Origin of the sequence: Synechocystis sp. PCC 6714, from assembly GCF_000478825.2 — a bacterium.
GTDB lineage: Bacteria > Cyanobacteriota > Cyanobacteriia > Cyanobacteriales > Microcystaceae > Synechocystis.
Genome location: NZ_CP007542.1, coordinates 1,643,591 through 1,668,190, shown reverse-complemented (window position 1 = coordinate 1,668,190; position 24,600 = coordinate 1,643,591). Strand labels below are relative to the sequence as shown.

26 protein-coding genes and 1 pseudogene are annotated in these 24,600 nt (G+C 48.6%); 14 read left to right on the top strand and 13 right to left on the bottom strand.

Going from position 1 to position 24,600, the window contains the following annotated elements:
- Nucleotides 1–13 precede the first annotated feature (13 nt).
- On the top strand, nt 14–793 hold the full coding sequence (locus tag D082_RS07525) for a pentapeptide repeat-containing protein (protein WP_028948627.1): 780 nt from the start codon (nt 14–16) through the stop codon (nt 791–793).
- Nucleotides 794–891: 98 nt separating this feature from the next.
- Nucleotides 892–1,185: a YggT family protein gene (locus D082_RS07520; protein ID WP_028948626.1), complete on the top strand. Its 294-nt coding sequence runs from the start codon at nt 892–894 to the stop codon at nt 1,183–1,185.
- A 73-nt stretch (nt 1,186–1,258) separates the two neighbouring features.
- Here D082_RS07520 and D082_RS07515 read toward each other — a convergent pair whose 3' ends face one another.
- Entirely contained in the window at nt 1,259–1,705 is a 447-nt protein-coding gene (locus tag D082_RS07515) for a DUF2214 family protein (RefSeq protein WP_028948625.1), read from the bottom strand.
- Between the two features lie 240 nt (nt 1,706–1,945).
- Here D082_RS07515 and surE point away from each other — a divergent pair, with 240 nt between their 5' ends.
- The 3 genes from surE (at nt 1,946) to prfA (ending at nt 4,609) form a co-directional block, all read left to right on the top strand.
- Nucleotides 1,946–2,773, top strand: a complete 828-nt coding sequence (surE, locus tag D082_RS07510) for a 5'/3'-nucleotidase SurE (RefSeq protein WP_028948624.1) — start codon at nt 1,946–1,948, stop codon at nt 2,771–2,773.
- A 65-nt stretch (nt 2,774–2,838) separates the two neighbouring features.
- Nucleotides 2,839–3,423, top strand: coding sequence for a DUF3727 domain-containing protein (locus D082_RS07505; protein WP_028948623.1), 585 nt, complete (start codon nt 2,839–2,841; stop codon nt 3,421–3,423).
- A gap of 88 nt (nt 3,424–3,511) precedes the next feature.
- Entirely contained in the window at nt 3,512–4,609 is a 1,098-nt protein-coding gene (gene prfA, locus D082_RS07500; protein ID WP_028948622.1) for a peptide chain release factor 1, read from the top strand.
- 29 nt (nt 4,610–4,638) lie between these two features.
- Here prfA and D082_RS07495 read toward each other — a convergent pair whose 3' ends face one another.
- Both D082_RS07495 and D082_RS07490 read right to left on the bottom strand, forming a co-directional pair.
- Nucleotides 4,639–6,024: an MATE family efflux transporter gene (locus tag D082_RS07495; protein ID WP_028948621.1), complete on the bottom strand. Its 1,386-nt coding sequence runs from the start codon at nt 6,022–6,024 to the stop codon at nt 4,639–4,641.
- Between the two features lie 133 nt (nt 6,025–6,157).
- On the bottom strand, nt 6,158–6,721 hold the full coding sequence (locus tag D082_RS07490) for a TetR/AcrR family transcriptional regulator (protein WP_028948620.1): 564 nt from the start codon (nt 6,719–6,721) through the stop codon (nt 6,158–6,160).
- 212 nt (nt 6,722–6,933) lie between these two features.
- Between D082_RS07490 and D082_RS07485 the strand changes: the two genes are divergently transcribed.
- Both D082_RS07485 and D082_RS07480 read left to right on the top strand, forming a co-directional pair.
- Nucleotides 6,934–7,773, top strand: a complete 840-nt coding sequence (locus tag D082_RS07485; protein ID WP_038530478.1) for a tetratricopeptide repeat protein — start codon at nt 6,934–6,936, stop codon at nt 7,771–7,773.
- Between the two features lie 84 nt (nt 7,774–7,857).
- Entirely contained in the window at nt 7,858–9,198 is a 1,341-nt protein-coding gene (locus D082_RS07480; RefSeq protein ID WP_028948618.1) for a TldD/PmbA family protein, read from the top strand.
- 90 nt (nt 9,199–9,288) lie between these two features.
- Here D082_RS07480 and D082_RS07475 read toward each other — a convergent pair whose 3' ends face one another.
- Nucleotides 9,289–9,486 carry a hypothetical protein gene (locus D082_RS07475; RefSeq protein ID WP_028948617.1) on the bottom strand — a complete coding sequence of 66 codons (198 nt, stop codon included), beginning with the start codon at nt 9,484–9,486 and terminating at the stop codon, nt 9,289–9,291.
- 142 nt (nt 9,487–9,628) lie between these two features.
- Here D082_RS07475 and D082_RS07470 point away from each other — a divergent pair, with 142 nt between their 5' ends.
- The 3 genes from D082_RS07470 to pyrE all read left to right on the top strand — a co-directional run bounded on the left by D082_RS07470 (nt 9,629) and on the right by pyrE (nt 12,234).
- Complete coding sequence (locus tag D082_RS07470; RefSeq protein WP_038530474.1) at nt 9,629–10,546, top strand: PhzF family phenazine biosynthesis isomerase; 918 nt, start codon at nt 9,629–9,631, stop codon at nt 10,544–10,546.
- 19 nt (nt 10,547–10,565) lie between these two features.
- The gene (locus tag D082_RS07465; RefSeq protein WP_028948615.1) at nt 10,566–11,450 is read left to right on the top strand and encodes a sulfite exporter TauE/SafE family protein; all 885 of its coding nucleotides are present in this window, start codon (nt 10,566–10,568) and stop codon (nt 11,448–11,450) included.
- A gap of 187 nt (nt 11,451–11,637) precedes the next feature.
- Nucleotides 11,638–12,234, top strand: coding sequence for an orotate phosphoribosyltransferase (pyrE, locus tag D082_RS07460; RefSeq protein ID WP_028948614.1), 597 nt, complete (start codon nt 11,638–11,640; stop codon nt 12,232–12,234).
- Nucleotides 12,235–12,274: 40 nt separating this feature from the next.
- On the opposite strand, the gene D082_RS07455 is transcribed toward pyrE, so the two are convergent.
- The 4 genes from D082_RS07455 to D082_RS17355 form a co-directional block, all read right to left on the bottom strand.
- The gene (locus D082_RS07455) at nt 12,275–13,603 is read right to left on the bottom strand and encodes an O-antigen ligase (protein WP_238546881.1); all 1,329 of its coding nucleotides are present in this window, start codon (nt 13,601–13,603) and stop codon (nt 12,275–12,277) included.
- A gap of 137 nt (nt 13,604–13,740) precedes the next feature.
- Complete coding sequence (locus D082_RS07450; protein WP_202963104.1) at nt 13,741–14,193, bottom strand: hypothetical protein; 453 nt, start codon at nt 14,191–14,193, stop codon at nt 13,741–13,743.
- Nucleotides 14,194–14,246: 53 nt separating this feature from the next.
- On the bottom strand, nt 14,247–14,618 hold the full coding sequence (locus tag D082_RS07445) for a hypothetical protein (RefSeq protein ID WP_038530471.1): 372 nt from the start codon (nt 14,616–14,618) through the stop codon (nt 14,247–14,249).
- Nucleotides 14,619–14,630: 12 nt separating this feature from the next.
- The gene (locus tag D082_RS17355; RefSeq protein ID WP_028948611.1) at nt 14,631–15,269 is read right to left on the bottom strand and encodes a hypothetical protein; all 639 of its coding nucleotides are present in this window, start codon (nt 15,267–15,269) and stop codon (nt 14,631–14,633) included.
- Nucleotides 15,270–15,544: 275 nt separating this feature from the next.
- Between D082_RS17355 and D082_RS07435 the strand changes: the two genes are divergently transcribed.
- On the top strand, nt 15,545–17,128 hold the full coding sequence (locus D082_RS07435; protein ID WP_028948610.1) for a Na+/H+ antiporter: 1,584 nt from the start codon (nt 15,545–15,547) through the stop codon (nt 17,126–17,128).
- A gap of 64 nt (nt 17,129–17,192) precedes the next feature.
- On the top strand, nt 17,193–18,116 hold the full coding sequence (locus D082_RS07430; protein WP_028948609.1) for a PstS family phosphate ABC transporter substrate-binding protein: 924 nt from the start codon (nt 17,193–17,195) through the stop codon (nt 18,114–18,116).
- 8 nt (nt 18,117–18,124) lie between these two features.
- On the opposite strand, the gene D082_RS07425 is transcribed toward D082_RS07430, so the two are convergent.
- From D082_RS07425 to D082_RS07415, 3 genes are all read right to left on the bottom strand, one after another.
- The gene (locus D082_RS07425) at nt 18,125–18,454 is read right to left on the bottom strand and encodes a hypothetical protein (RefSeq protein WP_238546880.1); all 330 of its coding nucleotides are present in this window, start codon (nt 18,452–18,454) and stop codon (nt 18,125–18,127) included.
- A 32-nt stretch (nt 18,455–18,486) separates the two neighbouring features.
- Complete coding sequence (locus tag D082_RS07420; RefSeq protein WP_028948607.1) at nt 18,487–18,819, bottom strand: MliC family protein; 333 nt, start codon at nt 18,817–18,819, stop codon at nt 18,487–18,489.
- Between the two features lie 120 nt (nt 18,820–18,939).
- Nucleotides 18,940–20,187, bottom strand: a complete 1,248-nt coding sequence (locus tag D082_RS07415; RefSeq protein ID WP_028948606.1) for a methionine gamma-lyase family protein — start codon at nt 20,185–20,187, stop codon at nt 18,940–18,942.
- Between the two features lie 222 nt (nt 20,188–20,409).
- On the opposite strand from D082_RS07415, the gene D082_RS07410 reads away from it, so the two are divergent.
- Complete coding sequence (locus tag D082_RS07410) at nt 20,410–21,255, top strand: acyl-CoA desaturase (protein ID WP_028948605.1); 846 nt, start codon at nt 20,410–20,412, stop codon at nt 21,253–21,255.
- Nucleotides 21,256–21,454: 199 nt separating this feature from the next.
- Here the strand turns inward: D082_RS07410 and D082_RS07405 are convergent, their stop codons facing one another.
- Nucleotides 21,455–21,823, bottom strand: a complete 369-nt coding sequence (locus D082_RS07405; protein WP_028948604.1) for a hypothetical protein — start codon at nt 21,821–21,823, stop codon at nt 21,455–21,457.
- Nucleotides 21,824–22,078: 255 nt separating this feature from the next.
- Here D082_RS07405 and acs point away from each other — a divergent pair, with 255 nt between their 5' ends.
- Nucleotides 22,079–24,040 (top strand): acetate--CoA ligase, encoded by a 1,962-nt coding sequence (gene acs / locus D082_RS07400; RefSeq protein ID WP_028948603.1) that lies wholly within the window; start codon nt 22,079–22,081, stop codon nt 24,038–24,040.
- On the opposite strand, the pseudogene D082_RS07395 reads toward acs, so the two are convergent.
- Nucleotides 24,026–24,279 (bottom strand): annotated as a pseudogene (locus D082_RS07395) (DUF2854 domain-containing protein); the annotation flags it as partial. The gene acs and the pseudogene D082_RS07395 overlap by 15 nt on opposite strands.
- Between the last annotated feature and the right edge of the window lie 321 nt (nt 24,280–24,600).

Here is a 24,600-nt window from a genome sequence, read left to right as displayed (position 1 = left end):
TAGGCATCAACCAATGAAGATTCGTCCCTTTCTTGTGGCCCTAGGCCTAACCACCTTGGCTGGCGCCGCCCATGGAGCCAACTTTGAAGATTTAACCCAACTTCTGTCCACCAAAAAATGTCCCCTCTGTGACCTGCGGGGAGCCGGCTTGGTGATGGTCAATTTAACCCGGGCAGACCTAACGGGGGCGGATTTAACCGGGGCAAATCTATCGGGGGCAGACTTAACTGGGGCAAACCTATCGGGAGCCAATTTGACTTCTGCTTCTTTGAACGGAGCCAATTTATCCGGAGCTAATTTAAACGGGGCAATTATTGAGGGCACAGATTTCCGTGAAGCCTATTTTGACCGGGCTACGTTTATCAACACCAACCTAGAAACGGCCTATATGCAGGGGGCTAAGGCTCTGCCCGACACAGCGGGCACCCCCCAACTGTTCTATGGCTGGGGTCTTTTGGAAACAAGTAAGGGCAATTACCAATCGGCCCTAAATCACTATGACCGGGCCCTGGCATTGGATCCGGAATTTGCCCCGGGGTATTTAGGGCGGGGTTTAACCCTGCTGAAAATTGGCAATGAGTCTTCCGCCAAGCAAAATGTGGAATATGCCCAGTTGTTGTTCGAGGAAAATCAAGACGAGGTGGGAGTTAAAACGTCGGAGCAATTTTTGGAAGATTTGGCCAATATGCAGGAAGCACGGCGCCAGGGGGCAGGCAATCCCCAATTGGATGCCATTGTGCGGGGGGTAGCTTCCATGGCGTTTAAATATTTACTGCCCCTAGTTGGTCTTTAGTCGCTGGGACTGGATTTGAACTTCGATCGCCAATTTGCCTACAATCGGAGTTAGATTCTTTGCTGAAATTCTAGCTTGTGTAAAGCACAAATACAGATATGAACTATGCGGCGATCGCCGGCCAGGGCTTAGGAATTTTGCTGGCGCTGATGACGGTACTATTTATTTTTCGGATTATCCTCACTTGGTATCCCCAGGTGGAGTTGACCAAATTGCCCTGGAAACTCATCGCTCTGCCCACCGAACCATTGTTGATTCCCCTCCGTAAACTGGTGCCCCCCATTGGTGGCGTGGATCTAGCCCCCATCCTCTGGGTTTTCATCTGCACCTTTCTGCGGGAAATTCTCATTGGTCAGCAGGGATTGATTACCATGGCCAGTCGCCTGCACTGAAACTTGGGTGGTGCATTGCCCACGCCCATTACACCCTTAACGGAGCGTAGGCTTGTTATTCAGAAGCTTGGGTCTATAAACCCCGGGCCAGTAGGGCGGCGGTGAAGGGAATGAGGGCCAAACCTACCAATTCCCCCCGAATTAGCCATTGCAATACAGATACTTTTCCTTCTTCCAGCACCGGGGCCTGGCGATCGCGCAGGGTTTTGATCCAAGTGAGAAAAGAGAAAGTGGGGTACAGGGATAATAATCCTACTACGATGAAAAGCCCCACTTTAACAAAGAAAATATGATGGCTCAGGTAATAATCAGTGCCCTTGCCGAAATACATCACCCGTAAAATACCCGTAACCAAAACTGCGGTGGCGGACAGGCCATAAATGCCATCCGCAATGACTAGCCGCCAAGACTCCTCTAGGGTTGGTTCTTTTTTCAGAGTCAGACCCTCTGTGACCAAAGCACCGAAGGCAACCATAAAACTGAGGTAATGAATATACGCAACGGTGGCACTAATCCACATATGTCAATAAAACCAAAATAGAAGCTTCTGAAAATTGTTGGCCAAAAATCAAAAATTATCAAATCCACTCTGGGTTTTTCCCCTGTGCGGGCACCCAACTTCGCCGGAGTAGAATTACTTTTTATTAGTTTATTTTTCCCATCTAGACCGAGGCCTTCCCCATCAACCGGAGGGTAAAGAGGGGGACATAGCCTGATATCGTTAAGGCTGAAAGGCACAATCTCGATTCTTTGGTGTCCTATGACCCCATCCCCGGTCCTCAATCTGCTCGTTAGTAACGACGATGGTATTTTTTCCCAAGGGGTACGTACCCTGGCCAATACCCTAGCCGCCGCAGGGCACCGGGTAACAGTGGTCTGTCCTGACCGGGAAAGATCCGCCACAGGCCATGGCCTGACCCTCCATCGACCAATTCGAGCGGGCATTGTGGAGGATGTCTTTGACCCCCGTATTACGGCCTGGTCCTGTTCTGGCACCCCCGCTGACTGTGTGAAGTTTGCCCTCCACGCGGTGATGCCCCACTATCCGGATTTTGTTCTTTCCGGGGTTAACCACGGTGCTAACCTCGGCACGGATGTTTTATATTCCGGTACAGTTTCCGCCGCCATGGAGGGGTTGATCGAAGGTATCCCCAGCGTTGCTTTGAGTTTAGTCAGCTTTACCGCCACCGATTTCCAACCCGCCGCGGATTTTGCCAATTGCTTTGTTCAACATCTCTGGCGATCTCCGTTGGGGGAACCAACTTTATTTAGCATTAATATTCCGGCGGTGCCAGCGGATCAGATTGCTGGGGTCAAGCTCACCCGCCAGGGACTACAACGCTATAGCGAAACCTTTGAAGAACGCTACGATCCCCGGGGAAAACGCTACTACTGGCTTGCGGGGGAAAGGGTCAAAGAAATTCCCCAACCAGATTATCTTCGTCTTAACCGCCGCATTCCCACCGATGTGCAAGCTAGCCAAGATAACTTCATCACCATTACCCCATTGCAATATAATCTTACGGATATCAACGGAGTTAACACCATCGAAAAAAACAACTGGTTAGAGCATTTAAACTTCAACTAAGCTCCCCGCTTAAATATCCGCTTCTTCCGTGATACTCTTAATACTCAATAATATTATTAAGTTATATGTCTGCTTATTTATTTAATCAAGAAAATGAACCGGATGAAAGCGATAGCATAACGCTCTACGACGAAGCAGGGCGGGCCTTGGATTGCTACGTGGAGAATTCTCTTGAAGAAGAGGATGCACAATACTTATTATTGATGCCCGTTGATATACCAGTAGTCATTATTGCTTGGGAAGAAGATGAGGACGAAAATGATGATGTTGAAGCAATCTTACTAGAAGACCAAGAAGAGATTAGTGGCATTTTTGCCGATGCTAAGGCTGTACTAGCAGAATTGGACTTGTCTTTAAAATATACCGCCTATACCCTTACTGTTAGTGGCGAGTTACCTCCCATTGAAGATGAAGATATTCTCACCCTAGAAATTGAAGGAAACGATCCCAACGGGGACATTGAAGAAGAAGAATTACAGTTTCTTGCTAGTTTCTACCATGAGGAGGAACGCTATAGCATTTATACCCCCCTGGCTCCTTTATTGTTTCTTGCCAAAGCTGTGAGTGAAACTCAAATTGAGTTAGTACATCCCGACAATGACGAGCTAAAGCACATTTTAGAAGAGCTTTTGTTTGAAGACGCGGACTAATCACTTTAGAGTCAATCCAGTGGTAAAAACCAGGGGGGTCTTAGGGGAGTTAGAATAGAAGACTGAGCATTTTGACCCAAGGCAGACCATGGCGGAAACGTACCTCTTAGATAAACTCGCGTCTGTGGAGCAGACCTATCAAGAATTGACTAGGATGCTGGCGGATCCGGACATTGCCACCAACCCCGATGAATTGCAGAGGGTGGCCAAGGCTCGTTCATCTTTGGAAGAAACCGTTGATACTTTTGAAGCTTGGAAAAGAAGCCAAGAAGATTTAAAAGGGGCCCGTCAAATACTCAAGGAGTCGGCCAATGACCCGGAAATGCGAGAAATGGCCCAACTGGAAGTGGGAGAGTTGGAAAATTCCATTCTGGAGCTAGAAAAACGCCTCACCATCTTACTTTTGCCCAAGGATCCCAACGATGAAAAAAATATTATGTTGGAAATCCGCGCTGGTACCGGAGGGGACGAAGCTAGTATTTGGGCGGGAGATTTGGTACGCATGTATACCAGGTATGCGGAGAGTCAGGGCTGGAAAGTTAGCCTGTTGAGTGAGTCTTTGGCGGATATGGGGGGCTTTAAGGAAGCTATTCTGGAAGTTAAAGGAGACCGGGTTTACAGCCAATTGAAATTCGAAGCTGGGGTACATCGGGTGCAACGGGTACCGGTGACGGAGGCTGGGGGTCGGGTGCACACTTCCACGGCCACAGTGGCTATCATGCCAGAAGTGGATGAAGTGGAAGTAAAAATTGATCCCAAAGATATTGAAATGAGCACGGCCCGCTCCGGTGGGGCCGGTGGACAAAACGTTAACAAGGTGGAAACGGCGGTGGATTTGTTCCATAAACCCACGGGTATTCGCATTTTTTGTACTGAAGAACGTTCCCAGCTCCAAAACCGTGAACGGGCAATGCAAATTCTCCGAGCCAAGCTCTATGACATGATGCTCCAAGAACAAAATGATGCCATCAGTTCCAATCGGCGATCGCAGGTGGGGACTGGTTCCCGTTCCGAGAAAATTCGTACTTATAATTACAAGGACAACCGGGTGACCGACCACCGTCTAGGACGTAACTTTGATTTAAATACGGCCCTGGAAGGGGAAATTCACACCATTATCGAATCCTGTATTTCCCAGGATCAACAGGAACGATTGGCGGAGTTAGCCGAAGCAACGAGCAATTAATTTTTTCCGATCCGGCTTAAAATCACCGGTCAGCGGTGGGCAATGGGAAGAAACTTTTTCCTCCCCACGACCTTCTGGAATCGCCACAAATAGGCAATTGATGCCGCCGCTAGGCCGATGTATGTTCCAATCCAAACCCCTGTGCCCGATAAAGGGGTATGAAATCCCAACAGATAACTTGTGGTTAAACCAATGCCCCAATAGGCGATTGTGCCAAGCACCATTGGAATACGGGTATCTTGCAGTCCTTGTAAAACACCGTTGGCTGTTCTTTGTAACCCGTCCAAGACCAGTCCAAAAGCTGCAATCTTCATAATTGAAATACTGATGTCTAAAGCCTCCGCATTGGCGGGGTTATCGAGATCAAGATATAGTCCAATAATTTGATGGGGATAAGCAAATAGAGCGATGCCAGCGGTCAGCATAAATAACACCGCCAAGCCAATGCTCACCAAGGCCGCCTGTCGAATTTGTGGCCAATCCTGTTGACCAAACCATTGCCCGACCCTAACAGTGGCCGCATAGGACATGGCCAAAGGAACCATAAATAGAACAAGGACAGTTTGAGACACTACTTGATGAGCCGCTAAAATCGGTGTTCCTAGGGCCCCCATAAAAAAGCTAGCCGTTAGGTACAGCCCATACTCCAAAACGGCGGCGATACCAATGGGACCTCCGACCCAAAGTAGCTGTCGAAGAATGCTTGGCTTTAAATGGTGGAGAGAGTGAAACAGGGAATATTGATAGAGTGGTTTGTGCCAAAGCAGATAAACCAGCAATGACAGAAACATAATCCAATGGGCACTGATACTTGCAATGGCTAAACCGGTAATTCCTAGTGCAGGAAACCCCAATTTGCCAAATCCCAAAACATAGTTGCCAAGGATATTAAACAAAGTCGCCGCGATTACAATCAGCATTATCGGCCGCGCTTGGGAAAGGGCAATAATACAGCCTCTGAGCGTAGCAAAGGCGATCGCCGGAAACAAACCCCACGCCATCACATTCAAGTAGGAATCTGAAAGAAGGATGGTTTTTTCAGCCTGGCCAGACCAGTGCATCAGTCCGTTAAGATGGGTTATAAACAGCATTCCTGGAATTGATAACAGTAGTACAATCCATAGGCCTTGACGAGTTAATTGACCAATGCGTCGGGTTTGGCCAGCTCCATAGGCCTCTGCTACTAGGGGACTGACCCCGGAGATTAATCCCACCCCAGTCATCATAAATGCCATAAAGATCATGGTGGCCAACCCCCCTGCCGCAAGTACATCCTGCCCCATCCAACCCATCATGACGGTATCGACAAATCCCGTTGCCGCCTGAGCTATTTGGGCACCGGCCAGGGGCACTGCTAATTTGAGAAATTCACGGGCTTCTGCTTGCATGCCAAATCGCACTGAAATACCTGTCATAGCATTGACCCAAAGAACCAAGATAGTTATTAAATATGACAAAACAAATTTTCTCTAAAGGCATCCTCTAGAGCAATGAACAAACAGTAAAAGCCATTCGACAAACGTCGAAAAAAGATGAAAAACGAGGGGACTATGGTTGGGCCAGTTTTAGAGCGGTTGCAATGACTTGGGATCGTAGAGGTTCTTCCAGGGGCGCAAAGCTATGCAAATGGGTTAACCACAGACCATCCATGGCTAATCGAATCACGGTAGCGACAGCCGGATCGAGGCCGCTAGCCATGATCTGGCCATGGCACTCTTGCCAAAAATGCCGCATTGGCTCTAACAATTCGGGATTGGTAAAGTTTGCGGCTAGCAAGTTGAAATGGATCTCATAATTTTCTTGGTCGTCTAGCGCTGAGGCTCGAATATAGGCCCTAACCCAATGTCCTGGGGTATTGGGTGCTAGATCGTTGGCAAGTTCCCGATGCAATGTTTCAACAAACTTGTCTAGGGCCTGCTGAACCATGCCGGCAATTAAAGCCTCCTTGGTGGGAAAGTAGTGTAATAGTCCGCCTTTGCTCACCCCTGCTTCGCTAGCAACCGCATCCAAGGTGAGTGCGTCCACCCCTTGACTAACGATGACTTTATTAGCCGCGGCTAGTAATTGGCTGGGTTGGATGGACTTAGAACGAGTTCTTTTGATGGCGACCATTTCTCGAAACCTGAAGATAATGTAACTCCCAGCACCTGAGATAACGGTGGATTTGGGCGTAGTTAAACCGTCCGGTTGGTTGGACATTCTAAAGATACCGTCTGGTTGGTCGGACGTCAAGTTCACTGGGAACGATAATTTGAAGATTTCCACGCAGAAAATTTACAATGGGTTGCATCCCTTTGATCCCATTCCCAATCCCAGATTTCTTAATGCTTTCCCTTCTACGAAAATATTTTCCTTTGCTTATCCCTTCCCTATGGGGGATGGTGCTGGTAGGTTTGTTGTTATTTTTTCCTTCCCCAGTCTGGGCAACGGAAGGTCCCATTCCCATCACCGATGAACAGTTAGAAGTGGGAGATAGGCTGACCGAGCAAGCCTTTGCCGCCACTGAAGTGGGGGATTTTGTCACCGCCGAGAAATATTGGACGGAATTGATCGAAAAGTTTCCCCAGAATGCTGCGGTATGGAGCAATCGAGGCAATTCTCGGGTCAGCCAAAACAAATTGGACGAGGCGATCGCCGATTTTAATCAGGCCATTGAGTTGGCACCGGAACAAGCGGATCCTTACCTCAACCGGGGCACTGCATTGGAAGCCAAAGGGGAATTCAAAGCCGCCATCGCCGACTATAACCGGGTTTTGGCCGTTAACCCGGAAGATGCCTTTGCCTATAACAATCGGGGTAATGCGGAAGGTGGTCTGGGGAATTGGGCCAGTGCCCTGGAAGATTTCCAGCAAGCAACGGCGATCGCCCCTAATTTTGCCTTTGCCCAAGCTAATACTGCCCTAGCGTTGTACGAATTGGGGCAAAAGGAAGAAGCCATTCAAACCATGCGTCGTCTGGTGAAAAAATATCCCATGTTTGCCGATATGCGAGCCGCCCTCACCGCTGTGCTCTGGGTGGAGGGACAACAGGGGGAAGCGGAAAGTAATTGGGTGGCCGCTGTGGGGGTAGATAGCCGCTACCAAGATCTGGACTGGGTTAAACAGATTCGCCGTTGGCCCCCCAGTGTGATCAGTGCCCTGGATAAATTTTTGAGCCTGAGCTAAAAACCCTTTCTCGCCGAGGATTGATAGCTTTCGACCCCGTGCATTCGCTAAATTGGAATTGTTCCGTCCACCATTGACAAGATTATGCTCGATATTCAGGCGATCGCCGACCATGCCCACCAGGGCGCCGCTGCACTGGGAATTAAACAATACGATATCTACGGTTCTTCTGTGGATGATGCCGGAGTGGAGGTGGATTCTGGGGAACCGAAGCAGGTGGAAGCGTCAAACCGAGCCAGTGTGATTGTGCGGGTCTGGAACGAAAAGGGTTTGGTGGGGGTAACCAGCACCACGGATTTAGATCAAGCTGGCATTAGTTTAGCCCTGGAAACCGCCGCCGAAGCCAGTGCCTTTGGCGTTATAGACAATATTCCCGATTTTAGCCCCGAAGCCCAAGTACCCATTGCCGGACCCGAAAATGAAGTGGCGGAACCAGCTTCCATGGGGGATTTGATTGCCACTCTAGTTAAAGCTGAGCAGGATTTATTGGCCAGCCATCCTGCCATCATCGGGGTGCCCTACAACGGTTTATCGGAACAGACCACGGAGCGATTTTACCTCAACAGTGCTGGGGCTAAACGTTATGAGGCCCGTTCCTACGCTTCCATATACCTCTACAGTCGGGCAGAACAGGAAGGCAAAAAGCCCCGCAGTGCCGGAGAAATGAAAATCAGCCGGGATTTGGCCAGCCTCGACATTGACGGTTGCTTACAAACAGTTAAAGAGAAAACCCTCAGCCATCTGGATTATTACCCCATTCCCACCGGTAAATACACCGTCGTCTTTTCCCCCCGGGCTTTTTTAAGTTTGCTCGGTGCTTTTTCTAATCTTTACAATGCCCAAAGCATTCTCGATAAGCAATCCCTGGCCACCAAGGAAACCCTCGGCACGGCGATCGCCAGCGAACTGCTCTGTATCAGTGATGATGCTCTGCACCCAGGCAATATTTCTGCGGAACGCTTTGACGGCGAAGGAACCCCCACCCGGAGAGTGGACATTGTCAGAAACGGGATTTTGACCGGCTTACTGCATAGTGCCGGTACGGCAAAGCGGTTTAATACCAAGCCCACCGGCCATGCCAACATCGGCGCCAAAATTACCGTTGGGGCCCACTTTTACCATTTGTACAGCGAGAAAACTGCCGAAAAAAGCTACAGCCTAGATCAAGCAGAAAACGTGGTTTATATAGACAAACTCCAAGCGCTCCACGCCGGGGTCAATTCCCTCCAAGGCTCATTTTCTCTACCCTTTGATGGTTGGTTAGTCAATCAAGGGGAAAAGCAGAGTATTGATGCGGCCACAGTGGCGGGGGACTTTCTAGAAGTTCTAAAAAGCATTGTTTATTTGGAACCGGAGGCGGAGGTTACCCCAGGGGGAGTGTGTCCCCGGGTTTGGGTGGAAGGATTAGCCATTACTGGGGAATGATGTTTTGTCTGCCCAGATGTTTACTCCACCACGGAGGTCCACTCCTGTCTGCCCTACGGTATATTTCAAAGGTCGCAATAATAGCTTGGACTAGCTTAGGGAAGCACTGCTGCGATCATAGGTCTCACGGAAACTGGATTGGGGTTTACCCTGTACAGTGGTCCAAAAATCTTTTTCCGCTTGCACACCGATTTCGGCGGCCGCCCGGGACAATAGGGATTGCTGACGGTTTTTGATGAACTGGTGGTGGCGCATCATGAGAGCGCGGGCTTGTTGTTGGGTAGACATAGTTAATACCTCTGGTGATTGCTGAAAAAAGTTTTGGTTAATTACCCTCTTCAATATTTATAACACAAAATTTTGTAACATTTTATACAGAAATAAAAGTTTACATCCTCATCTACTCCTTTCTTCCATCCCCACTAGTTCTATGCGCTACGGTTTTTTCACTCTGGACGTATTCACCGACCGGATTTTTGGCGGTAATCCCCTGGCGGTTTTTCCCGATGCCCAAGGTTTAACTCCGGAGCAGATGCAGAACATTGCGGCGGAAATCAACTATTCAGAAACGGTGTTCGTTCTGCCGCCGGTCACAGACCAAGGAAAATTTCGCCTGCGGATTTTTACCCCCAAAACAGAGTTAGATTTTGCGGGACATCCCACCATTGGCGCTGCTTATCTATTGGGCTTGCTGCATCCCCCCAGCCCTTTATTGCCCAGGGTGTCTTGGCAGTTGGAGGAGCCGGTGGGTTTGGTGCCGGTTACTCTCTACTACCACCAGGAAAAGTTAGGGCAAACGGAATTGACTGTGGCCCAATTACCCCATAGCCAAAGTTCCGTTCCATCCTGCGAGGCTTTGGCTACTCTTTTGGGGTTATCGGTTGATCAGCTACAAAAGGGGGATTATGGAGCACAGGCCTATTCCTGTGGCTTGCCATTTTTGTTTGTGCCCCTAATAAACCGGGAAGCGTTGGCAGCGATTAAGTTTAATCAGTTGGTTTGGCAAGATCTATTGGCGAATCATTGGGCCCACTGTGTCTACTGCTTGGCTCCGGCGGAACCTCCGCTAGCTTTATTGGATAACCGGTTAATCTACGGGCGGATGTTTGCCCCCGGTTTAGGCATTACAGAGGATCCGGCCACCGGCTCGGCAGTGGCGGCCCTGGGGGGTTACCTTGGCGATCGCCTGAGAGAATGCGGTACTTTCCGTTGGCAGATTGAGCAAGGCGTTGAATTGGGTCGTCCCAGTCAATTGCAGTTAACGGTGATCAAAGAAAATCAAAGCATTACCACTGTCAGAGTGGCCGGACGATCAGTACTAGTGACCGAAGGCTGGATGAATTTGTAGAATTTTTTCCTTAAGTCTGATGGATTTCGATTATTGGTTCATGTTTCCCGTTGCCATTACCATTGCTACCGTTGCCATGGCTTCTGGGGTAGAGGGTGCAACATTTTTTACGCCTCTGTTGATAATTGGCCTACGGTTACCGGTGGATGTGGCGGTCGCTACGGGTTTAATTACGGAGGTGTTTGGGTTTAGCAGTGGGGTTTATGCCTATTTTCGGCGGGGATTAATCGATTACCGTCTGGGTCGTATGTTGTTAATGGTTACCATTCCCTTGGCCCTGTTCGGCACTTGGGTGGGACAATTTATACCGGATATTTTTCTACGGGGCATTTTAGCTCTGGGTCTATTGGCGATCGCCATTGGTTTTCTCTGGCCAGTCCATGGTGGGGAACCCAAAGGGCTGGAAAACGAGATGGTCAGCTTGAATGAAAATTCCTTTACCCTAACGGCTAAATCCGGCGAAATCTTTCACTATCACATCCCCGATCCCTCCCAGGGCCAATTGTTAGCGGCGATCGGAGCTTTATTTTTAGGCATGGTATCCACCGGTTTGGGAGAAATGAACGGCTATTTTCTGATCCAACGTTGTCGTATTCCCAATGCTGTGGCGGTGGCCACCAGTGTCTTCACCGTTGCTATCACCGCCCTAGCCGCTTCCGTTGGCCATGCTGTCAAATTTATCCAAGCCGGGGATGATTCCTGGTCTTTGGTGCTCAGTATTGTCGTGTTTACCGCCCCTGGAGTTGTCATTGGCGGTCAATTGGGGTCTTGGGTAGCCAGGAAACTACCCCAGGCCATATGGGAAAAGGGTATGGGAATTTTGTTTACCCTGGTGGGACTGATTTTTTTAGGGGAAATTTTGCTAGAACAAAGGGCAATTTTAGTCAGCTTTTTTCTTGGTTGAATTATTATTCACACGCCAGCGTAGGGTGCAAGATTTTTTTGTTCTAGTGGGGAGAAAACCTGTAGTAATAGAATTTTTCTCCACCCCAATCCTGGATTATTATCATCTTGTTGTTGATGTTGTTTTTGGTGTTAGAGTCTAAATGCAAAGCCGCCCTGAAGGGCGGAGTTTAAGACCCAGTTTTTCGATGACCGATTTGACCCTAGCCTCTCTCAAGACGGCTTCCCTAGAACAAGTGCGCCAATATTTGCTCTCTTTATTGGCAACCTACGCCTATCAAGAAGGAGATTTTGTCCTGTCTTCTGGCCAACCCAGCACCTACTACATCAACGGCAAACTGGTCACTCTCCGGGCCGAAGGAGCCCTGGCGATCGGACGGTTGTTGTTGGCGCAATTACCAGGGCAGGTGGAAGCAGTGGCGGGGTTAACCCTGGGGGCGGATCCGATTGTTAGCGCTGTCAGCACCGTATCTGCCTACGAAGAACAGCCGGTGGCGGCATTAATTATTCGCAAGGAGGCCAAAGGCCACGGCACTAAAGCTTACATTGAAGGGCCGGAGTTAGCTCCAGGGGCTAAAGTGGTGGTGTTGGAAGATGTGGTCACCACGGGCAAATCTGCCATGTTGGCAGTGGAAAGGTTACGAGATGCTGGTTACCAGGTGGATACGGTTATTTCCCTAGTCGATCGCCAACAGGGAGGAAGGGAATTCTACCAAAGTCAGGGGTTGACCTTTCAAGCCCTGTTTACCATTGCTGATATTCAACAGGTTTACCGGGAAATTTAGACCAGAACTTACAACATCAGGAAACCGGGGCAATCTCTGCCTATCCCGACACCGATAGTTTTGCCAAACTTCCCTGGGCTAATTTGGGGCCATAGCGTTGGCTCACCCCGGCGATCGCCGCTAGGAAAGTCCAGCCCAGCACGTTATTCCGCATGTCAAAAATGGTGACATCAAATAGGTTGTACAAACAAAGGGCAGCAAAGGCTAAACCGTAGGAGAACAAAAGTAAATGTTGGGAGCGCCGCAGAAAACCAGTGCAATGGGCCAAATTAGTCAGCAAGATTGCCCCCTGGGCCAAAATTAAGCCCACTGCCCCCAGCATCAATAAAGTTCCGATCAGCCCCGTTTCCCCCAACAGCATCAGCACAAGGTTATGGGGATGGCCGATCCAGACGTTCATGGCGGCTTGGTACAGGGGGGTAAAATTTCGCAGGCCCTGGCCAAAAATGGGTTGGTCCAGGAACATATCCCAGCTAAATTTCCACTGTGTGCTACGTAGAGCGGTGGTGTAGCGGTCGGGATAAAGCTCGTCGGACAGCCTGCCCCAAAAGTAGCGGGGCACTATCTGCCGCAATGGTTCTTTACCAAAGGGGCCAAAGGATGCCCACAAAACCATGGCTGTGGCACCGGCCGCCAGGGCCACTAACCAGTACCAACCCAGATAAATGGCGTAGGCCACTGCAATTAATAGCCCTATGCCCCAAGCACTACGGGAGCCAGTCAGCACCAAGGCGATCGCCTCTAGGATGCAAGCTCCCAACAAAGCCCAGACTAGGGGGGGAGGGTTGAGGGCAAAACCAGAGGCAGTGAAATGCCAACGGCGGACAGATTGAATCAGTAACCCCAAGCTGAGGGGAAACACCATCAACAACCAGGCGGAAAATAGGTTGGCATACATTAATAAGGAGGACATCCTACCTTCAGGTCTACCCCCGGCCACTAGGTTGGTACCGATCGCCGCTAACCAATCGGGGGTGGCCCAGCCACCATAAATTTGGCCAAAGCCGATCACACACAACACTACGGTGTTGGCGGTCAATAGCCAGGCTAAATTGTTAAGTTGCTTGAATTGGCAAATTACCTGGCTAAAGGCAAGAAAAACAATGAAGTAGGGCACAAAGTTCGCTAACCCCAGCAGTGCTTCCCCTCGGTTATGGGCGGTGATGGTGGTCAACAAAAACCACAGGGTCAGGGCGGCCCACACTTTGGCTAGGGGTAGGCTGGCTAATTTTTTGCCATGGAAAAACCACGGTCTCAGGCTGGCAAACAGCAGTGGCAGTAACCCCGCTACGGCGTTGAAGGGCAGTAGGGTCAACCCCACACAGATTGCTAACTGTTCCTTTTTCAATAGATGGGCAGGGATTTTCAACTGCAACTCCCAAAATTACCACTCCCCATATTATCCCCAGGCGATCGCCTTCTGCATTCCCCCTTTGTGCGATTGAGATAAATCAATGGTTAGTTAAGCTTTTCTGCGATTAAAAAATCACTGAATATACTACTTGTTTAAAGTGGTTTATATCTTTCTAGAGCTTCTCTGGCAATATCTCTTGTAAAATCTAAGATTAACTCAATTTCATAACTATTATTATCCCCTTTTTCTACATTACATTTCCAGCACATGATCTGAAGGTTGTCAGCTTTAAACATCAACTCTGGACACCGTGCTTTATTTACCACATGATCTAAAGTCACATAATGGGGATGATAATATATTCCACCAGCATTGTTAATCTTCTTATTTCCATTTTTGTCCGCATATTGATACTTTCGAGAAATGGCTTCGTCCCTTGATCTTGTCATGTGTAAATCCTGACCATGAACCATTCTTTGGGCACAAAACGGACAAACTTTACCATTAAATCTAGCTCGATAATCATTGGGACTAATTTTGCCAAATTCAGGGTGGTTAATAATTGCCTGACTCTGCATCTCTGACCAAGCAAAGGCAATTTCCACGGGATCATAAAGATATTTAAGATTATTCAAGAAATTTTTGTCCATAGATACCTCTAGAGAATTTTGTATTTTGACAATGCTTTTTTGGCAATTTTCTTAGACTTATCGAGAGATGCTTCTATTTCCTTTTCAGTATCCTGGGCAAATTGAATTGACTCGTCTGCATACTCAATTGCTTTATCTAAAGTTAATATTGAATGGCGAATAACTCCCGGTATATCACCTCGTTTCATTCTTTTATCAATTAGACTGATAACATTGTCGATGTTGCTTATAATCTTCCAAGATTTTTTGACATTTTCCCAACCAACATTTTTATAACCTTTTGCTCGTACATCTTTCACCTGACTAGGGCTAAGTTTTTTCAAAAACTCAGTATTTCTAGTCTGCCATTGCCGATAAGTTAATCCATCAATTGTATTCATTTTTATTTCCTATTATTTTCTTAATTGACTTTGAATAAAATTCCAGTCATCGTCACCATACCTTTCCCTAATAATGTCTTCCAAAGTCTTTTGTTGTGCTTTTAGAATACTTCTAAGAGTATTAACTCTTTTTCCTAGTTTCTTTACCTTTTCACCAGAAGTATTTGTCAGTTTCTCTATTTCTTCTTCTATATCATGAATTGCCCGTTGTAAGCCAGTTACAGATCCATTGTAATCATCTCTATGAACTAGATCTCTTTCAAGTAAGTGTTGTTGTCTTTCATGGCCTCTTTTTGACAGGGCGCTCCATAACCATTTGCCCGCCGCCAATATTTCAGAATTTTCTAGTTTCAGTAAGTTTTCCCTTGCTTCTGATAACTCTCTACCAAGACCTTGGTTAACCGAAATGCGCTCTTTATATTTCTCCAGTGCATTCTTAGCCAGTTTTTTACCGGAGCTTGTCCGAGTGAAAAATGTATATGCTTGCCATTTCTCCTCGTCAGTTAGTTTATCTAACCAGTTGATGTACAAACCAGTATCTTGCTTAAACTTTTGCCCTCGCAGAGGCTCTTTAGGCAAATCTAGATTGGAAAAGAGATCTATCTCATTGCTTGATTCGTCCGATGGCTCTTGAAAAGATTGACTAACCATTGTTTACAACCCTAGTTGTGAGTGTGAGAAGCAGTAATAAATGTCAATTAAAAATTCTTATGTATGCCTAGGACAGGATTGTATCAGATAGTGAACCCATTTCAACCAATTTGCTGGAGGTCTTTACCAAAATCTATTCTTTCGGTTTGCAGAACTATCGTATTTTTAAGCGGACAGATTATTCTGGCGCCACAGCAAAGCATCGGCCTAGCTTTGCCCCAACAGCGGAGTGGGCCCATAATGGGGGAGATTTTAGCCAGAAAGGAGCCTAAACCGTGGATACAGCGGTCAACGAATCCCTCTCGATTTCCTATAACCTAGAGCAATTTTTGATTGTGCTCTCGGTTTCTTTGAGCATTGCCACCCTGTCCAAAACAGTGCCAATTCTGCGGAAAATTCCCTACACCTTGCTCTTGGTGATTGTGGGCATGTGCTTAGCCTTTGTGGATGTGAAGTTGATCAACCTTTCCCCGGAATTGATCATGGAAATTTTCCTGCCCCCCCTCTTATTTGAAGCGGCATGGAATTTACAGTGGCGTAATCTCAAAGAAAATTGGTTTCCCATTGTGCTCTTTGCCACCTTTGGGGTCGTCATTTGTGTGGTGGGCATTGCCCTACCCCTTTCCCATTGGGGAGGCATGGAATTGGCGATCGCCTTTTTAGCGGCGGCGGCCCTTTCGGCCACGGATCCGGTATCCGTAATTGCCCTGTTTAAAGAGTTGGGGGCCAGCAAAAAACTGAATACCTTAATGGAAGGGGAGAGTCTGTTTAACGACGGGGTAGCAGTGGTGGTCTTCCTCATTTTAGTAGGTATTCCCCTGGGCACTAGCACCTTTGACCTGTCCGTTACCCTAGCTCGATTTACCACCGTGATCGGCATTGGGGTTGGTTGTGGGCTAGTGATTGGTTTTAGTCTGTCCCTGTTAACCCAACGGTTTGACCTCCCCTTTGTGGAACAGTCCCTCACCCTAGTATCGGCCTATGGCGCCTATATTTTGGCAGAAAATCTGGGGGGATCAGGAGTTATTGGTGTGGTGGTGGTGGGCTTAGTTTTGGGTAACTACGGCTCCCGCATTGGCATGAATCCCCGCACTCGCATCATTGTCAGTATTTTTTGGGAATTTGTTGCCTTCTTTGTCAACTCGATTATTTTCCTCTTGATCGGCGATCAGATCGGGCTGAGCAGTCTTTCGGACCACCTTAACCTGATTCTCATTGCCATTGCCGCTGTGGTGGCCACCCGTTTTGTGAGTATTTTTGCCCTTAGTTTCCTTAACAATAAAATCAGCGATCAGATTAGCAGTACCTACATTACAATCCAGGAACAAACAGTGCTTTGGTGGGGAGGTCTACGGGGGTCCGTTGCCATTGCCGTGGCCCTGAGTGTGCCCCAGGCGATCGCCGAACGGCAGGCCATCATCGACATTGTCTTTGGTGTGGTGCTGTTCACCCTCTTGGTGCAGGGGCTGACCACCCAATTTGTGCTTAAAGGTTTGGATTTAATTGGCGATCAACCCCAACGGCTGGAGTATGCTGAATTGGTATCCCGACAAATTGCCCTGCGGCGGGTACTAGCGGAATTACAAAAAACCGATGAATTTCCGGACATTAACCCGGAACGACTACGTTACAAGCAAGAATTGGTGCAGGGGCAGTTGCAGAGCGTCACCGATAAACTCACCCTATTACTACGGGAATATCCCCTATTGCAGGAAGTGGCCAACAAGAAATTTGACCAAGCCGTGCTGGATATTGAAGCGGAAACCTACGCAGAGTTGATTCGCATGGGTCGTTTGGAGGAAAACATTATGCCCTTACTAGTTACCTTGGAGGGGGAAAATGTAGCGGAGCAATCCTAGATAAAAGCTCTCAATGGGCTACGATCTCTCCACATCAGTGGCATAGCATTGGGAGCAAAACCCTATGGGGCAAAAAAACGAAGCAGTTATCTTAATCGGTGCTTTAGCGATTACCGGAGCCCTGCTAGCGGGAGGTGGTTGGTGGTTATGGCAACGCTTCCAAACTGGCGGTGAAAACCCAGGGCAAATGGTTAGCGAACCGGGGCAGTTACCTCCTCCCCCAGAATTGCAAGTTTCCGATGCTTTTGTGGCGCCAACCCAGGTTCCGGCAGGTACTAAAATTAGTATTGATGGCTCCACTAGTATGGTCAACATCAATGAGACCCTAAAGGCTCAATTTCAGCAAACCTTCCCCGGCACAGTGGTGCAAACCGATGCCCAGGGCACAGATAGGGGCGTTGTTAACCTAATTTTGGGCAAAGTTGATCTATCTGCCAGTTCCCGTCCCCTCACTTCCCAAGAACAGAACCAAGGCTTGGCGGCGGTGCCGGTGGCCAATGACACGATCGCCGTTATGGTAGGTGTGCAAAATCCCTTTACTGGGGGGTTAACCTCGGCCCAACTGCGGGATATTTTTACAGGAAAAATCACTAATTGGTCTGAGGTGGGGGGACCCAACGGAGCCATCCAAGTAATCAATCGGCCTTCTGAAAGTGGCACCCAACAAACCTTTGCCGCCCAGGTTTTGCAGGGGCAAGCTTTTGGCCAAGGGACAAATTTCCAAACCATGCCCAGGGATGCCACCACGCCCATCATTCGAGCGTTGGGCAGCCAAGGCGTCAGTTACGCCACCTATGTACAGTTGCAGAACCAACAAACCGTAAGGGTTGTTCCCATTGATGGCTTCAGTCCAAATGAGGTGGACTATCCTCTGCGTCGCCAATTGTTTTACTTTTACAAGACGCCCCCTTCCCCAGCGGTGGAAGCATTTTTAGGCTTTGCCACCAGTCCCCAGGGTCAACAGGCGATCGCCAATGTTGGGCAATAGATGCGAGATCAATTCAGATTGCGATAGTTAAAGTCGTCTTGGTTTTCATACTCGTACTTATTATCATCCTCGTAGCCAGCTTGATTTTCTTGTTCGTAATCTAAGCTGTCGTCGTCAACGGATTTTTCGTCAGTTAAATCCTGATAATCTTCCTCGTTCATATTCTCGTAATCCATCCGGTCTGCATCTTCGTAACCCATGGGATTATTGGAATTTTCCCTTTCTCCTGCCTGGGCTGGGATGGGGCAGAACACCAAGGCCGCAGTTAAAAAACCCAGCAAAGTTACGAACAAAAAAGTAGGCGATCGCCGGGGTTGATCGGTGGAAGTGGTAACCATGGCATTAATGTCCTCTGAAGCGATAAAAGTGACTAGATTTTGACGCAATCCTGCCATTTGACAGTGCCGCCTTCTTCCACCAAAGCAGTGTTGCCCTTAGACCAAACAGTGAGGGAACCATTGCTGTATTTAGCCCCGGAAGCCGACTCCGCTTTGGGTAAAACTACTGTACGACCATCCGGCAGGGTGACCTCAATGGCAGATCCTTCCACCATTCTAATCACCAATGTTTCGGTAGGGGAGCAGTGGTAGGTTTGGGCTTCCTGGCCATGGCTAGGCATCCCTAGGCCCAAGCTGCCGAGGATTAAGGCAACTAGGGCAATTTTGCCAGGGCGGCCGAGTAGGGTTGAACGGTAATTTTTCATAATCAACGACGTCTATTACGCCTCCCAATACTTTAACCAGTCACCCCAATTCTATGACCGGCAATGGTATTCCTAACCCTGCTACGGACCACTTCCCTAAACGGCTGATGTGTCGGTAATTTAGGCTTTTTCTCCATCTTCCAGGGCTTCGAAGGCGGCCAAAATTTCCTCCAAGGCGATCGCCATGTGGGTCCAGTGGGTGCCTCCCTGGCAAAAAACAGTGTAGGGTTCCCGCAGTGGGCCGTCGGCGGACAACTCCGAAGTACTGCCATCAATAAATGTGCCCCCGGCCATCACCACCTCACTGGCGTAACCGGGCATGGCGGCCGGTACCGGTTGGAGGTAGGAACTAATGGGGGAAGCCCCTTGTAACGCTCGGCAAAAAGCCAATAATTTTTCTGGACTGCCCAACTGAATCGCTTGGATTACGTCCCGGCGGGGAGCCAAAGGGGCCGGGTTAACCGGGTAACCTAATTGGGCAAACACGTAGGCCAGTAGATGGTTACATTTCATCGCTTCCCCCACCATTTGGGGCGCAAGGAAGAGGCCTTGGAATAACAAGCGATTTTGGTCAAAGGTGGCTCCCCCTTCCCGGCCAATGCCTGGGGCGGTCAATCTGTAGGCCCCCGCTTCCACCCATTCTTCTTTGCCGGCTAGGTAACCCCCCGCGGTGACAATGGTGCCCCCAGGATTTTTGATCAAAGACCCGGCCATCAAATCCGCTCCGATCGCCGTTGGTTCCACTGTCTCGATGAATTCCCCATAGCAATTGTCCACAAAACAAAGGGTGTGGGGATTTTGGGCTTTAACAATTTCGATAATTCTGGCGATGTCGGCGATCGCCAAACTGGGGCGCCAACTGTAACCACAGGAACGTTGGATTAGAACTAAGCGAGTTTCCGGACGCACTGCTGTTTCCAGCCCCTGCCAGTCCACCGTGTTGGCCGCCGTGAGGGGCAATTGACGATAAGAAATGTTAAAGTCAGCGAGGGAGCCTTGACAACTTCCCCTAAGACCAATCACTTCTTCGAGGGTGTCGTAGGGAGAGCCCACCGCCGACAGTAGTTCATCCCCCGGTCGCAAAATGCCGTACAACGCACAGGCGATCGCGTGGGTTCCAGACACAAACTGTACCCGTACAGCGGACGACTCTGCCCCCATTACCTGGGCGAAAACCCCATCGAGGGTATCTCTACCTAGGTCATCGTGGCCATAACCACTCACCCCAGCAAAGTGTTGTACTCCTACCCGATGGTGGCGAAAGGCCTCTATGACCTTGTACAGATTTTGCTTGACCTTTGCGTCGATTTCCGAAAAGATTGGGACTAGGTTTTCTTCTGCTTGTTTAAGGAAGCTCGAATATTTCATTAAGACATTATTTAAGTTTTGATTTTGTTTGGGAATTCCCCTTAAACTATCTTCCAATCCCTAAGGATAATTATCAACGTGATTATCTTCTAAAGATTGGGGAACCCCGGCGATGTTAAACCCATTAAACATTGAATAACTATATTTAAGCAAACTTTTTTACAATAGTTTAATCGTTTCTAGCAAGCGCCAATTATTCCGTTTTTTCGTTAGGTTTTTTTCATGACTGCTGCTCTTCCCAACGATTCCAATCCCAAGTTGACTCCAGCTTGGACTGTGATCTTTTTCTTCACCTCTATTCACCTGGTGGCCCTGTTGGCTTTCCTGCCCCAATTTTTTAGCTGGAAAGCAGTGGGGGTAGCTTTCTTGCTCTATGTCATTACCGGTGGCGTTGGCATCACCTTGGGTTTTCACCGTTGCATTTCCCACCGCAGTTTTACCACTCCAAAATGGCTGGAGTACGTGCTAGTTCTCTGTGGCACCCTAGCCTGTCAGGGGGGAGTATTTGAGTGGGTTGGTTTACACCGTATGCACCACAAGTTTTCTGACACTGCCCCGGATCCCCACGATTCCAACAAAGGTTTTTGGTGGAGTCACATCGGCTGGATGATGTTTGAAATTCCCGCTAAGCAAGATATTCCCCGCTACACAAAGGATATCCAAGACGATAGGTTTTATCAGTTTTGCCAGAATAATCTAATTCTTATCCAGGTCGCCCTAGGCTTGATCTTATTTGCTTTGGGGGGCTGGCCCTTCGTTATTTGGGGCATTTTTGTCCGCCTCGTGTTTGTTTTCCACTTCACTTGGTTTGTCAACAGTGCAACGCACAAATTTGGTTACGTCAGCCACGAGTCCAATGATTATTCCCGCAATTGTTGGTGGGTAGCATTGTTAACTTTCGGTGAAGGTTGGCACAATAATCACCATGCTTATCAGTACTCCGCTCGCCATGGTTTGCAATGGTGGGAAGTGGATTTAACTTGGATGACCATCAAGGCCTTGTCATTCCTAGGCTTAGCTAAAGACATCAAGTTACCACCGGAGACGGCGTTGCCCAACAAGGCCTGAGTAACACTTTGAACAAACTGCCCGTAGGAACTTGTTTGAAATGCCCCCAACTTGCTAGAGCTTTAGTGAGGGTATTTGGGAGGTGGATCGTAGCTTGTAAAACGGGCTCTAACCTTTAAACTTTTTCAGAAGTATTCATTTCCCTGTTGACTTCATTGAAGTTGGGCAGGGTTTTTTTTGCCAATAACCAACGGGAATATTAGTAGTAGAAATAATCCTGGCCATGGCGTTGATGGTGCCAATTATTATTGCTATTATTGCCCCGGCGACCCCAACCGTCCACCCGACAGTTAATGCAGTTGTTGCCTCCATTGATGATGGTTAATTCGTCGTTGCCCCGGTAATTGCGGTTGTAGTCTTTGTAGTAACCGCTAGGATAGCTATTCTTGCGATTGGGCATAAAAATCGGCTGGCTAAAGCCTGGGGTACCAATCCGATCGCCAGGGTTATTGTAGTTGTTGTAATTGCTGTAGCGATTGTAGTTACGAAATTGGGCGTTGGCGCCGGGGGTAAAACTGGCCACAAGACCAAGGATGGCGATCGCTGTGAGTAGGTGTTTCCGTTCCATGGGTTAATCCTCCGAGTAGATGAGCTATGGACTGATGGGCCGTGTATGAACGGTCTGATGTTTTCTTAATCTTTCTTCCCCACTGTCCAACCACCTCTGATCAATACTGGTTTCCTTCTTCTATCCTAGGCCGCCCCCAGGGTAAACAGCAGAGGCAAAGAAATACAAAAAGTTACAAATCCGGAGAAAGGGCAAAAATTTTTGCGACAATCATCAACGTTGGGCCCAAGCCATTAAAGACTTTGACGGAGAACCATGTCAGATACCATTGAATCCATCCTGCAGGAAGAACGACTCTTTAATCCCCCCACCGAGTTTAGTGAACGGGCCTATGTGCGTAGTGGGCGGGAGTATGAGCAACTTTACAGCCGGGCGGCAAGCAATCCGGAGAAGTTTTGGGGCGAGCTAGCGGAGCAGGAATTACATTGGTTTAAAAAATGGGACCGGGTTTTGGATTGGCAACCTCCCTTTGCGAAATGGTTTGTGGGGGGTCAGTTAAATATTTCCCATAACTGTTTGGATCGGCACTTAACTACCTGGCGGCGTAATAAGGCAGCCATTATTTGGGAGGGGGAACCGGGGGATTCCCGGGTAATTACCTATGGGGAACTACATCGGGAAGTTTGTCAGTTTGCCAATGCTCTGAAAAGTTTGGGGGTGCAAAAAGGCGATCGGGTGGCCATTTATCTACCCATGATTCCCGAAGCGGCGATCGCCATGTTGGCCTGTGCTCGTATCGGTGCGCCCCATAGCGTGGTCTTTGGTGGATTTAGTGCGGAAGCTCTGCGGGATCGGTTAGTGGATGCGGAAGCTAAATTGGTCATCACTGCCGACGGTGGTTTCCGAAAAGATAAGGCGATCGCCCTCAAACAAGAAGTGGATAAGGCCCTGGAACACGGTGCCCCCAGCGTAGAAAACGTGATTGTGGTGCAAAGGACAAAGGCCGATGTGACCATGACAGGCGGGCGGGACCATTGGTGGCATGAGCTAAAGCCGCAACAATCAGCCCATTGCCCAGCGGAGCCGATGGAAAGTGAAGATATGCTGTTCATTCTCTATACTTCCGGCAGTACGGGAAAGCCGAAAGGGGTAGTCCACACCACGGGGGGCTACAACCTTTACACCCACATGACCACCAAATGGATCTTTGACCTCAAAGATACGGACGTTTATTGGTGTACTGCCGATGTGGGTTGGATTACCGGCCATAGCTACATTGTCTATGGGCCCCTCTCCAACGGGGCCACCACGGTAATGTATGAAGGAGTGCCCCGTCCCTCCAATCCCGGTTGTTTTTGGGACGTAATTGAAAAATATGGGGTGAATATTTTCTACACTGCTCCCACTGCTATCCGAGCATTTATTCGCATGGGGGAAGCAATCCCCAACGCTAGGGATTTATCATCTCTCCGTTTACTGGGCACTGTGGGGGAACCGATCAATCCCGAAGCTTGGATGTGGTATCAGCGGGTCATTGGCGGCGGTAAATGTCCCATTGTCGACACCTGGTGGCAAACGGAAACCGGCGGCATTATGCTCACCCCCTTACCAGGAGCTATCCCCACCAAACCGGGTTCTTGCACTCGACCCTTCCCAGGCATTGTGGCCGATATTGTAGACCTGGAGGGGAACCCCGTCGGGTCAGACCAGGGGGGCTTTTTAGTCATTAAACAACCTTGGCCTAGCATGATCCGGGACGTGTACGGCGACACCAATCGTTTCCGCCATACCTATTGGGAACATATTCAACCAAAGGGAAAGCAGTATTTCTACTTTGCCGGAGATGGGGCCCGCCGGGATAAGGATGGTTATTTTTGGGTGATGGGTCGGGTGGATGATGTGATTAACGTTTCCGGTCACCGTTTAGGCACCATGGAAATCGAATCCGCTTTGGTTTCCCATCCTCTAGTGGCGGAAGCGGCGGTGGTGGGTCGCCCCGATGAATTGACCGGAGAGGCAATTTTCGCCTTTGTGTCCCTAGAAGGTAACGCCGAACCCAGTGAAGAGTTGAAACAAGATTTGATCAAGCACGTCACCGCAGAAATTGGGGCGATCGCCAGGCCAGCGGAGATCCGTTTCACCGATGTGTTACCCAAAACCCGTTCGGGCAAAATAATGCGTCGTTTGTTGCGGAGTTTAGCATCGGGGCAGGAAATTTCTGGGGATACTTCTACCCTGGAAGATCGTTCGGTACTGGATAAATTACGGGAGGGCTAATTGGGAAATTAGGTTGATCAGCACCACTTTTTCCTGGGGCTGACTGATGTTAACCTCCAGGTCTGGGCCGAAAAACTTGGCAATTTTTTCCTGTTTTTCTTGCCAGGTTTCGAGGCTAATAAAGGGAGAATCAAAACTTAAGGTCAGCACATATTTTCCTTCCCACTGCTGTTCCAAGAGGCTAGTAAGCACAGGCCGTTCCTCATCGGTGGGGCTCAGGGGCCCAGTCGCTCCAGGGATTAGATGAGGCCAATGAACGGGTCGAAACCGCTGTGGGGGCTTACCGAGGGGAACGGGTTACAAAAAGTGGAAATTAAAATTAGCGTTCATATCCATTTTGGCTCGTCTATCCCATCCTAGAAAACCTAATTGCCAAGGGATTTATTCAGGAAATTAATAACTTTTTACGAATCCGTCAAGTTATGTACGATTGCGGCTAGACAGTTTGATAATTCTTGAGTATATTAGACAAGCGAACTTAGAATAGTCGGACTTTTTGACAAAAAATGGCTTTTCTCCTAGGAAATATTTTTAGCAAAAATATTAGGTTGATTCTTCCA

Coding starts and splice junctions, on each gene's coding strand:
- D082_RS07430 (WP_028948609.1), top strand. CDS start 17,193: ATGGGGCAAAAAAACGAAGCAGTTATCTTAATCGGTGCTTTAGCGATT.
- D082_RS07525 (WP_028948627.1), top strand. CDS start 14: ATGAAGATTCGTCCCTTTCTTGTGGCCCTAGGCCTAACCACCTTGGCT.
- D082_RS07405 (WP_028948604.1), bottom strand. CDS start 21,823: ATGGAACGGAAACACCTACTCACAGCGATCGCCATCCTTGGTCTTGTG.
- acs (WP_028948603.1), top strand. CDS start 22,079: ATGTCAGATACCATTGAATCCATCCTGCAGGAAGAACGACTCTTTAAT.
- D082_RS07490 (WP_028948620.1), bottom strand. CDS start 6,721: ATGGTCGCCATCAAAAGAACTCGTTCTAAGTCCATCCAACCCAGCCAA.
- pyrE (WP_028948614.1), top strand. CDS start 11,638: ATGACCGATTTGACCCTAGCCTCTCTCAAGACGGCTTCCCTAGAACAA.
- D082_RS07415 (WP_028948606.1), bottom strand. CDS start 20,187: ATGAAATATTCGAGCTTCCTTAAACAAGCAGAAGAAAACCTAGTCCCA.
- D082_RS07480 (WP_028948618.1), top strand. CDS start 7,858: ATGCTCGATATTCAGGCGATCGCCGACCATGCCCACCAGGGCGCCGCT.
- D082_RS07420 (WP_028948607.1), bottom strand. CDS start 18,819: ATGAAAAATTACCGTTCAACCCTACTCGGCCGCCCTGGCAAAATTGCC.
- D082_RS07465 (WP_028948615.1), top strand. CDS start 10,566: ATGGATTTCGATTATTGGTTCATGTTTCCCGTTGCCATTACCATTGCT.
- prfA (WP_028948622.1), top strand. CDS start 3,512: ATGGCGGAAACGTACCTCTTAGATAAACTCGCGTCTGTGGAGCAGACC.
- D082_RS07485 (WP_038530478.1), top strand. CDS start 6,934: ATGCTTTCCCTTCTACGAAAATATTTTCCTTTGCTTATCCCTTCCCTA.
- D082_RS07470 (WP_038530474.1), top strand. CDS start 9,629: ATGCGCTACGGTTTTTTCACTCTGGACGTATTCACCGACCGGATTTTT.
- D082_RS17355 (WP_028948611.1), bottom strand. CDS start 15,269: ATGGTTAGTCAATCTTTTCAAGAGCCATCGGACGAATCAAGCAATGAG.
- D082_RS07475 (WP_028948617.1), bottom strand. CDS start 9,486: ATGTCTACCCAACAACAAGCCCGCGCTCTCATGATGCGCCACCACCAG.
- D082_RS07520 (WP_028948626.1), top strand. CDS start 892: ATGAACTATGCGGCGATCGCCGGCCAGGGCTTAGGAATTTTGCTGGCG.
- D082_RS07445 (WP_038530471.1), bottom strand. CDS start 14,618: ATGAATACAATTGATGGATTAACTTATCGGCAATGGCAGACTAGAAAT.
- D082_RS07425 (WP_238546880.1), bottom strand. CDS start 18,454: ATGGTTACCACTTCCACCGATCAACCCCGGCGATCGCCTACTTTTTTG.
- D082_RS07410 (WP_028948605.1), top strand. CDS start 20,410: ATGACTGCTGCTCTTCCCAACGATTCCAATCCCAAGTTGACTCCAGCT.
- surE (WP_028948624.1), top strand. CDS start 1,946: ATGACCCCATCCCCGGTCCTCAATCTGCTCGTTAGTAACGACGATGGT.
- D082_RS07515 (WP_028948625.1), bottom strand. CDS start 1,705: ATGTGGATTAGTGCCACCGTTGCGTATATTCATTACCTCAGTTTTATG.
- D082_RS07505 (WP_028948623.1), top strand. CDS start 2,839: ATGTCTGCTTATTTATTTAATCAAGAAAATGAACCGGATGAAAGCGAT.
- D082_RS07495 (WP_028948621.1), bottom strand. CDS start 6,024: ATGACAGGTATTTCAGTGCGATTTGGCATGCAAGCAGAAGCCCGTGAA.